At 35.9% G+C, this 10,443-nt stretch carries 5 protein-coding genes; all 5 read left to right on the plus strand.

Going from position 1 to position 10,443, the window contains the following annotated elements:
• Positions 1 to 360: 360 nt before the first annotated feature.
• On the plus strand, positions 361 to 4,896 hold the full coding sequence (gene dnaE / locus HJ01_RS04570) for a DNA polymerase III subunit alpha (RefSeq protein WP_007137139.1): 4,536 nt from the start codon (positions 361 to 363) through the stop codon (positions 4,894 to 4,896).
• Positions 4,897 to 5,159: 263 nt separating this feature from the next.
• Positions 5,160 to 6,053 (plus strand): outer membrane beta-barrel protein, encoded by an 894-nt coding sequence (locus HJ01_RS04575; RefSeq protein WP_007137140.1) that lies wholly within the window; start codon positions 5,160 to 5,162, stop codon positions 6,051 to 6,053.
• Positions 6,054 to 6,372: 319 nt separating this feature from the next.
• Complete coding sequence (trxA, locus tag HJ01_RS04580) at positions 6,373 to 6,690, plus strand: thioredoxin (protein ID WP_007137141.1); 318 nt, start codon at positions 6,373 to 6,375, stop codon at positions 6,688 to 6,690.
• Positions 6,691 to 6,796: 106 nt separating this feature from the next.
• Positions 6,797 to 9,361 carry a M1 family metallopeptidase gene (locus HJ01_RS04585; RefSeq protein ID WP_007137142.1) on the plus strand — a complete coding sequence of 855 codons (2,565 nt, stop codon included), beginning with the start codon at positions 6,797 to 6,799 and terminating at the stop codon, positions 9,359 to 9,361.
• Positions 9,361 to 10,287 (plus strand): DUF58 domain-containing protein, encoded by a 927-nt coding sequence (locus tag HJ01_RS04590; protein ID WP_007137143.1) that lies wholly within the window; start codon positions 9,361 to 9,363, stop codon positions 10,285 to 10,287. Before HJ01_RS04585 ends, HJ01_RS04590 begins: the two co-directional genes overlap by 1 nt.
• Positions 10,288 to 10,443: the final 156 nt, after the last annotated feature.

The raw sequence follows: 10,443 nt of genomic DNA on the forward strand, positions 1-10,443 counted from the left end.
GCTGTTTATTTCGGAAAATATGCAGCATTTGCTTATTTTTGTATTTTTAGAAATAAATTTATTTGTTGGAGGATTTACATGATAAAAGTAGCTTTTGGCGGAAACTAAGGCGCTATTTGTTTGATAAAATAGTACGACATCCAAAAAAATGTGAGGCAAGTGATTTGTCTCTTAATTATGCTATCTTAGAAATTAATAAGGTTATAATTACAAGGAAAAAGGGATTGTTAATTTAAATGATTATTTTGTTTTTTTATGGGTATTTGTTGATAACTTGCCTTCGTTCTTACTTGAAAAAAACCTAAATTTGAAATTCATTTTTTGTAATTTATTGAATTTACAATCACCTGATAAACAACTATGTACTTAATATTCGATACTGAAACTACAGGATTACCAAAGCGTTGGGATGCGCCCATAACTGATACGGCTAACTGGCCGCGCTGTATACAAATTGCGTGGCAGCTGCATGACGATATGGGGAAACTCATAGAGCATCAGGATTATTTGGTAAAACCGGAGGGCTTTAATATTCCGTATGATGCGGAACGAATTCACGGGATTTCTACTGAATTGGCGGAAGCCGAAGGGATTTCTTTGGCAGAAGTATTGGAGAAATTCAACGTGGCTTTAGGTAAAGCCAAATTTATTGTAGGGCAAAATCTAGGTTTTGACGTTAACATTATGGGCTGTGAGTTTCATCGTTTAGGGGTTGAAAGTCCAATGGCTTTAATGCCAGTTTTGGATACTTGTACTGAAATTACTGCGTCTTTATTACAGTTACCTGGAGGTCGTGGAGGTCGTTTCAAGTTACCGACATTAACTGAGTTACACCAGTATTTATTCAACAAACCATTCTCGGAGGCGCACAATGCTACTGCCGATGTAGAGGCAACCACGCGTTGTTTCCTTGAATTAATACGTAGAGAGAATTATACTGCAGAAAAGCTGGATGTTCCTGCTAGTTATTTTAGGGATTTTCAGAGTAAAAACCCGACCGAGATTAAACTCATTGGTTTAAAGCATATCAATTTAAAGCAAGCTTCTGATAAAATTCGCCAACAGTTTGGAGAAAAACAGGGGGCGACAATTTCGAAACAAGAACTTACAGATAATAAAAAAGTACTTGTCGATACTGATTTTGTGCATCTGCATAATCATACTCAATTTTCGGTTTTGCAGTCTACGATTAGTATTCCGGCTTTGGTAAAAGCGGCTTCACAACAAAAGATGCCTGCCGTTGCCATGACGGATCACGCGAATTTAATGGGGGCTTTTCACTTTGTAAGGGATGTTTTAAATCATAATAAATCGGCTGAAGCCAAGAATGCAGCTTTGATTGCAGATGGAGAAGAGCCAACAGAGGTTATGATGAAACCTATTGTGGGTTGTGAATTTTTTGTTTGTGAAGATCATAAGGACAAATCCCGTAAAGACAACGGATACCAAATAGTGCTTTTGGCGAAGACCAAAAAAGGATACCATAATCTGGCTAAAATGTCTTCCATTGCTTACACAGAAGGGTTTTACTATGTACCTAGAATTGACCGAAAGGTTATCCAAAAATACAAGGAAGACATTATTGTCTTATCCGGAAATCTCTATGGTGAAATTCCAAGCAAGGTTTTAAATCTTGGTGAAAACCAAGCCGAAGAAGCCTTAATTTGGTGGAAAGAAGAATTCAAAGAGGATTTTTATATTGAGGTGATGCGTCACAATCAAGAAGATGAAAATAGGGTAAATACCACTTTGATTTCTTTGGCCAGAAAACATGACGTTAAAATTGTTGCTACTAACAACACCTTTTATATAGATAAAGAGAATGCCAATGCGCACGATATTTTGCTTTGTGTACGTGATGGAGAAAAGCAGACAACGCCTATAGGTCGTGGTCGTGGCTATCGTTTTGGTTTACCCAACCAAGAATATTATTTCAAGACAGGGGAGGAAATGAAAAAGCTCTTCACTGATTTGCCAGAATCGATTTCGAATCTAAGCGAAATTGTAGATAAAATTGAAATTTACAATCTGGCACGTGAAGTTTTGTTACCTAAATTTGAAATTCCAGAGGAGTTTAATGTTCCTGAAGATGCAGTTGACGGAGGAGTAAGGGGGGAGAATGCTTATTTGAGACATCTTACTTATGAAGGTGCAAATAGAAGATATGCTGAAATCACTGAAGAGGTTCGCGAGCGTCTTGATTTTGAATTATTGACTATTTCTAATTCCGGTTATCCGGGATATTTCTTGATTGTACAAGATTTAATTGCCGAAGCAAGAAGAATGGGTGTTTCTGTAGGTCCAGGACGTGGATCGGCAGCTGGATCAGTGGTGGCCTATTGTTTGAAAATTACCAACATTGACCCGTTGATGTACAATCTGCTTTTTGAGCGTTTCCTGAATCCCGATCGTGTGTCCCTGCCAGATATTGATATTGATTTTGATGACGAAGGACGAAGCAGTGTCATGGATTATGTGATCCGAAAATACGGTTCGAAACAAGTGGCGCAGATTATCACTTATGGTAAAATGGCTACGAAATCAGCGATTCGTGATACAGCTCGAGTACTAGATTTACCTTTGTTTGAAGCGGATAAAATTGCCAAATTGATTCCTGGGATGATGCCGTCTAAGTGGAATTTATCACGGTTCCTGAATGAAGAGGAAGCTGTTATTAAAAAAGTAGTTCGTCCTGAAGAGTGGGATAAAATAAAGGAATTAATAGGTCTTGCTGGTGAAGATGATTTGAGTGGGGAAACCATTCAACAAGCGACAATTTTAGAAGGGAACCTTAGAAATACAGGAATTCATGCTTGTGGGGTGATTATCACTCCAAGCGATATTACGGATTTTGTTCCTGTGGCTACGGCCAAAGATTCTGATTTGTATGTCACCCAATTTGATAACTCCGTTGTAGAAACAGCTGGTTTGTTAAAAATGGACTTCTTGGGTTTGAAAACCCTAACCTTAATAAAGGACACGGTTAAACTGGTTAAATATAGAAGTAATATAGATCTAAATCCGGATGAGTTTCCAATTGATGATTTAAAAACATACGAACTTTTTCAGCGAGGAGAAACAGTAGGGATATTTCAATATGAATCTCCTGGGATGCAAAAATATATGAAGGAATTGAAGCCAACGGTTTTTCCTGATTTAATTGCCATGAATGCCTTGTATCGTCCAGGTCCAATTGCATATATTCCAAGTTTCGTAAAAAGGAAGAATGGGGAAGAGGAGATTATTTATGATCTTGACGCTTGTGAAGAATTGTTGAAAGACACTTACGGAATTACTGTTTATCAAGAGCAGGTAATGCTTTTGTCCCAAAAATTAGCTGATTTCTCAAAGGGTGATGCCGATGTTTTGCGTAAAGCAATGGGGAAAAAACAAAAGGATGTTCTAGATAAAATGAAGCCTAAATTTATCAATCAGGCTGCAGCTAAAGGGCATGCCGTGGATAAATTAGAAAAGATATGGAAAGACTGGGAGGCATTTGCTGAGTATGCCTTTAATAAATCGCACTCTACCTGCTATGCTTGGATTGCCTATCAAACAGCTTATTTAAAAGCCAATTATCCTGCTGAATATATGGCAGCGGTACTGTCTAATAATATGAGTGACATCAAGCAAGTGTCTTTCTTTATGGAAGAATGCAAGCGAATGGGACTGGAAGTTTTAGGTCCAGACGTGAACGAGTCCTTTTATAAATTTACAGTAAATGATAATTATGCGGTTCGTTTTGGAATGGGAGCTGTCAAAGGTGTGGGAGCCGGTGCGGTTGCTACTCTAGTTGAAAAGAGAAAAGATGGGAAATACAAGTCAATTTTTGACTTAACCAAACGAATAGATTTGCGTGCTGCCAATAAAAAAGCATTGGAAAATTTAGCATTGGCTGGTGGTTTTGACTCCTTTTTAGGGACAACTCGGGCGCAATATTTTCATGATGATGGAGACGGAATCACTTTTTACGAAAAAGCCATACGTTATGGAGCGAAATTTCAAGAGAATGAGAATTCATCCCAGGTAAGTTTGTTTGGAGAAAGTAGTGATGTGCAAATTGCAGAGCCAATTGTACCGCCTTGTGAAGATTGGAGTACGATGGAAAAACTGGCAAAAGAAAAAGAAGTGGTTGGGATTTATATCTCAGGACATCCATTGGATGATTACAAGTTTGAAATGAAATATTTTTGTAATGCCAAGCTGGAAGCGCTAAGAAGTATGGAACTCCATGTAGGGAAAAGTCTCACTTTTGGTGGAATCATAAATGATGTGCAGCACAGAGTAGCCAAAAACGGAAAAGGTTGGGCGATATTTACATTAGAGGGATATGATGAAAGTTATGAGTTTAAGATCTTTGGTGAAGAGTACTTGAAGTTTCGTCATTTCTTGATTCAGAATAACTTTACGTATATGAAAGTGTCAGTCAAAGAGGGCTGGACCAATCAGGATACAGGGAAGAAAAGTGATCCTAGGATTCAGTTTACGTTAGTTCAATACTTACAGGATGTATTGGATACCTTTGCAAAAAAACTAATTGTACTCTTAAATATTACCGATTTACAGGCCGAGTTTATTCATAAATTGAGCCATCTTTTTCAGGAAAATAAGGGAGATAATCAGGTGTCGTTTGAAATTATGGAGCTGGAGAAAATTAAGAAAATAATAGAAACAGCGCCACTTCTTCTTGAAAATCAAACTGATGATTTTGTTGAAGATAATGATGATGTTGAAGCTTCTGAATCTGAAGAAAAGGAAGCTGCTGAGGTTACTGAAATAGAAGAAATAAAAGTACTGACCAAGTTAACAATGCCAAGCAGAAGGCTAAAGATCAAAATATCAAATGAGTTACTCGTTGAGCTAGAAAAAATGCAGATTAATTTTAAATTGAACTAGTTTACATATTTCTTAAAGTAGATTTTTGGATTGAAATAAAGCAGAGAAATCGTTATAGTTGAACGGTTTTTCTGCTTTTTTCATGTCTTTTTACGGGTTTTGGACTATATTTTTATTTTTTAAAATGTTAATTTTTTTGGTGTAAGAGACTGATTCATATATGCATGCATAGAATGCGTTTTTTGTAGTCGAAGTTCTTTGTGGTTTTAAGAAATGCATCGACTAAAATTATTTATTTTTGTTGTAAAACTAAAAAGATAATTATGAAAAAGAACCTGTTTATTATAGGGCTTATGGCTTGTTCAATGACTATGTTAGGGCAAACTGATAAAAAAGAAAGCAAAAAAGACGGTTGGTATTTTAAATTAGGAGCTTCTTACTTCACGCAAGCTACCGCAACTGAATTTCCAACAGTAGGAGGAAGAGCGGCAAACAAAGACGTTTATGTTAATGGAAAATTAGATTCGAGAGAAAGCGTTACAGGATCTTTTGGAGAAGGTTTCCGTTACGGTGGTAATGTAGGATATCGCTTTACTGATCGTTTGGGTGTGGAAATGGGTATTAATTACTACAATAGCAATAGCAAAACTATGGTACAAACGATCTCTCAAAACACTACAGTTTTAAGATCTGAGGGGCAAGTTAAAGCTTTAGATGTAGCTCCAGCTCTTGTGTTGTTTTTAGGAGAAGTTAAAGGATTTGAAACATATTCAAAAGTAGGTGTTATAATTCCTATTAATGGAGATTTAACTATTAAGACTGATGCAGTAGTTCCAACTAGTGCAACTACTTCTGCTGCCATTTATAGCGTTGATGAGGTTAAACCTAACCCTACTGTAGGATTTTTAGCTGCACTTGGTACTTCTTATAAATTAGGTAAAAATTTATCGGCATTTGCTGAGGTTGAATACCGTAACTTTACAGTACATGGTAAAACAAAAGAAACTACTGAGTTTACTATGAATGGAACAGATGCTTTGGCTAGTAGAAGCCAATCGGAGATCCATACTAATTATTCAAATCAAATCAATAGTACTTCTAACAATATGCAAACAAACGCTGCTGGTTTTGATAGTACTAAGCCAACAGATGATTTAAGCTCATACATCAGTATTAGTGGTGTTGGATTAACTTTAGGATTAAAATACAGCCTATAAATAAGATTGAATATATACAAATCAGGCCTTCTGTAAAGAAGGTCTTTTTTTTTGATAATATTCTTGAAATAGCCAACTTTCCTAGCCCTGATGGAAGCGGCATCCTTTGATTACCTCCTTTAGGAAATCAAAGATACAGCGCACAGCAGGAAATGGCTCCTAATCAATAGAAATTATAAGCAAAATCAGATAAATAGCAATTGTCAATACTTTCATAACCAAAACTAATTTGAGGATGGTGCTTCATCGGTTTTAAATTTCTAAATTTGTATTCTAGTTTTGACTACGATTAAAACTTTAAACTTTAAACAAAAATATTATGGCATTAGCAATAACAGACGCTACTTTTGAAGAAGTAGTATTAAAATCAACAAAACCAGTAATGGTAGATTTTTGGGCAGCATGGTGCGGACCTTGTAGAATGGTAGGTCCAATCATTGACGAATTGAGTACTGAATACGACGGTAAAGTGGTAATCGGGAAAGTGGATGTTGATGCAAACCAAGAATTTGCTGCAAAATACGGAGTGAGAAACATACCTACAGTTTTGGTATTTCATAACGGTGAAGTAGTAGGAAAGCAAGTAGGAGTGGCTCCTAAGCAAACTTACGCAGATAGTTTAGACGCGTTGTTGTAATCAGTAGATTGCAATTTATATAAAATCTGAAGAAATTCAGGTTGAAAAGGTTTGACGTAAGTCAAACCTTTTTTTTATTTTTAACCAATATTAATTGAAGTATTGAATGAAAATAAATATCTTTTTGCTGTGTGTGGTTTCATTAATGTTGTCTTGTCAATCTGCTAAGAAACCACTTTTATTAGAAACGGGAATTTCTAGAGAGTTAGCGATTTTTCGTAAAGGTCAGCTATCAGATGTCTTTTATACGCTGTCATTTGATCTACCTAATGAGAAAGAAAGTCCTATAGTGTCTACTCTTAAAGTAGATCTTAAAATTAATAATAACAAAGAGTCTTTGTATTTGGACTTTAATGAAAACAAGGAAAATCTTAAAAAGCTTGTTGTGAATGGCAAAGAGATTGGTATTTTGCACGAAAAAGAACATTTGATTATTAGTAAAGAAAATCTGTTACTAGGACAGAATAAAATTGAAATAAATTTTATTGCTGGAAACGTATCATTAAATAGAAATGATGGTTTTTTATATACCTTATTAGTTCCAGACAGGGCGAGTACTTTGTTTCCTTGTTTTGATCAGCCTGATATTAAAGCAAATTACACACTTGAGATTAAAGCGCCGAAAAATTGGACTGTTTTAACGTCAAGTGCAGTAAGTAAAGAAACGCAAGAGGGTGACTTTATAAAGTATCATTTTACCCAATCAGATAAGATGAGTACCTATTTATTTTCTTTTGTGGCTGGTGAATTTAAAAGTACTTCGCAAAAGCTTGCTGGATTCCCGATGAAGATGTTGTATAGAGAAAATGATGACGAGAAAGTAGAAGCAAGTACTGCTACTATTTTTGATTTGCACCGTCAAGCGATTTCGTATTTAGAGCAATACACTAATTTCCCGTTTCCATTTAAGAAAATGGATTTTGCTGCGATTCCTGTTTTTCAATATGGAGGAATGGAACATGTAGGCGCAATACAATATAGAGAAGGAACGCTGTTTTTAGATAATAGTGCTACAGATAGTGAGAAATTAACTAGAGGAAAATTAATAGCTCATGAGACTTCTCATATGTGGTTTGGTGATTTAGTTACGATGAAATGGTTTGATGATGTATGGATGAAAGAGGTGTTTGCTAATTTTATGGCGGATAAAATCATGAATCCAGCGTTTCCAAATACCAATCATAATTTGCAATTTCTTACGGCTCATTACCCAGCGGCTTACGGTGAGGATCGAACTAAAGGAACGCATCCAATTCGTCAAGAGTTAGCCAACCTTAAAAATGCAGGTTCACTTTACGGAGGAATTATTTATCATAAAGCGCCTATCATGATGCGGCAGTTAGAGACTACAATGGGTAAAGAGGCGTTTCAAAAAGGAATTCAAAAGTATATTCGTAAATATGCTAATGATAATGCAAGTTGGGAGAATCTTATTGAAATTCTGGATGCAGAAACACCTATGAATCTAAAAAAATGGAGTAATGTATGGGTTAATCAATCCGGGAGAGCGCTCTTTGAAGATAAAATCACTTACGATGAGAATGGTAAAATTCAGAAATTCGAAATTCAACAACAAGCAGAAGACGGTTCGTCTAATGTCTGGCCGCAACTATTTGAAGTTGGATTTGTGTATCCAGATTCAACTAAAGTATTTAATGTAGCAGTAGTAGATCGATCAACAGACTTGGAAGAGGTTATTGGTTTGTCAAAACCGCTTTCGGTCATCTATAATTATAATGGTTACGGCTATGGTGTTTTTCCGATTGATCGTAGTTCATTAGATTCGATAGCATTAGTAAAGGATGATGTTGCTCGTGCCTATAGTTATATTAATCTTTATGAGAATACGTTAATAGGCTCTATTGCACCCCAATTGGCTTTTGATGTTTGTTTAAAAGGAATTAATATCGAAAAAAACGAGTTAATTGCTAAGTTGTTGACAGAGCAGTTGAATTCGTTATTTTGGAATTTTCTTACTGAGAAGCAGCAATTGTCTAGTCAAAGTCGCTTAGATTCTTTAGTTTATAATAGAATTCAAGGGGATTTACCATCGAACATAAAAAAAACTTTATTTGGCGTGTTCCAAAACATGGCTTATTCAGAAACAGGCAGTGAAAAATTGTACCAAGTTTGGAATAAAGAAGTTGTTATTCCGGGTTTAAAGCTCAACGAGGATGATTTCACGAGTATGGCGATGAGCTTAGTGCTTTTTAATCATCATAATTCAGATCAAATACTTGTAAAGGCAAGGGCGTCAATTAGTAATCCTGATAAATTAAAAAGATTTGATTTTTTACTACCTTCATTGTCTAATGATGAGGGGATAAGAGATGGTTTTATGGAGTCATTGAAAGAAGAAAAAAATAGAGAAAAAGAGTCATGGGTGCAGTCTGCTTTGGCAAATATTCATCATCCGCTGCGTCAAGAAAGTGCAAAGAAGTATTTAAAGCAATGCTTAGAGTTGACAGAAGAAATACAGCTCACCGGAGATATATTTTTCCCTAAAGCATGGCTTAGTAATAGTATTGGTAGGTATTCTTCTGCTGAAGCATTAGATATAGTCACTAAATTTTTAAAGGAGAATCCAGAATTTAGCCCTATCTTGATAAGGAAATTACTTCAGGCTATAGATGATTTGTCAAGAGCTCAATTAATAAAGAAGGATAATTAATGAAAATTGAATCGCAAATAGAGAAAATTTCGAGTTTTCAGCATCTTGAGTTGCTTGCCAATCAAGTAGTGGAAGGATTTATCTCAGGTATGCACAAAAGTCCTTTTCATGGATTTTCGGCTGAATTTGCCGAGCACAAGGTCTACAATGCTGGAGAAAGTACGAAGCATATCGATTGGAAGCTATTTGCTAAGACGGATCGCTTGTATACTAAACGCTTCGAAGAAGAAACTAATTTACGTTGTCATATCATTATTGATAACTCGTCATCGATGCATTATCCTAAATTAAAGAGTGATCAGCCCTTTTATGAGAACAAAATTGGCTTTTCCGTTTTGGCTACATCAGTTTTAATGAACTTATTAAAGAAGCAAAGGGATGCAGTGGGCTTGAGTGTTTTTTCGGATAGTTATGAATATTATGCTCCCGAAAAAGGGAGTGATCGCCATCACAGAATGATCTTGAACACGCTGGAAAATTTATTAAAAGAGACGTCGGTTAAAAAAAGCACTGATATCGTAACCTTTTTGCACCAAATTGCAGAAAAGATGCATCGTCGCTCAATGATTATCCTTTTTACGGACATGTTTCAGTCAGGAGAAGAAGAGGCACTGCTGAATGCGTTACAACATTTGAGGCACAATAAACATAAGGTCGTCTTGTTTCATGTCGTTGATACTAAAACGGAGTTGAATTTTGATTTCGATAACACCCCAAGAAAATTCATTGACGTGGAAACAGGCGAAGAAGTTTCTGTTTTTGCCGATAATGTAAAGCAGGAATATGAAAAACAAGCGCAGTTATATTTCAAGAAATTGACATTAAGCTGCGCTCAAAATAGAATTAAGTACATTCCTGTAAATGTTGGTGAAAATTTCGAGAAAATTTTATTGACATATTTAGCTGAGAAACAAAACTTTGGATAGTACTTGTGAAAAAAAGTATTCTTTTTAAGTAAAAACGTTTGTGTAACTCAAAATCTATTGTATCTTTGCAACCGCAATAATGAGTGGGTCTGGTAGTTCAGTTGGTTAGAATACCTGCCTGTCACGCAGGGGGTCGCGGGTTCGAGTCCCGTCCAG

It is taken from the genome of Flavobacterium frigoris PS1 (genome assembly GCF_000252125.1).
GTDB classification, from domain to species: domain Bacteria; phylum Bacteroidota; class Bacteroidia; order Flavobacteriales; family Flavobacteriaceae; genus Flavobacterium; species Flavobacterium frigoris_A.

What these genes read in the sequence shown, in the direction of transcription:
- dnaE (WP_007137139.1), top strand. Translation starts at nt 361, where the DNA reads ATGTACTTAATATTCGATACTGAAACTACAGGATTACCAAAGCGTTGG.
- HJ01_RS04575 (WP_007137140.1), top strand. Translation starts at nt 5,160, where the DNA reads ATGAAAAAGAACCTGTTTATTATAGGGCTTATGGCTTGTTCAATGACT.
- trxA (WP_007137141.1), top strand. Translation starts at nt 6,373, where the DNA reads ATGGCATTAGCAATAACAGACGCTACTTTTGAAGAAGTAGTATTAAAA.
- HJ01_RS04585 (WP_007137142.1), top strand. Translation starts at nt 6,797, where the DNA reads ATGAAAATAAATATCTTTTTGCTGTGTGTGGTTTCATTAATGTTGTCT.
- HJ01_RS04590 (WP_007137143.1), top strand. Translation starts at nt 9,361, where the DNA reads ATGAAAATTGAATCGCAAATAGAGAAAATTTCGAGTTTTCAGCATCTT.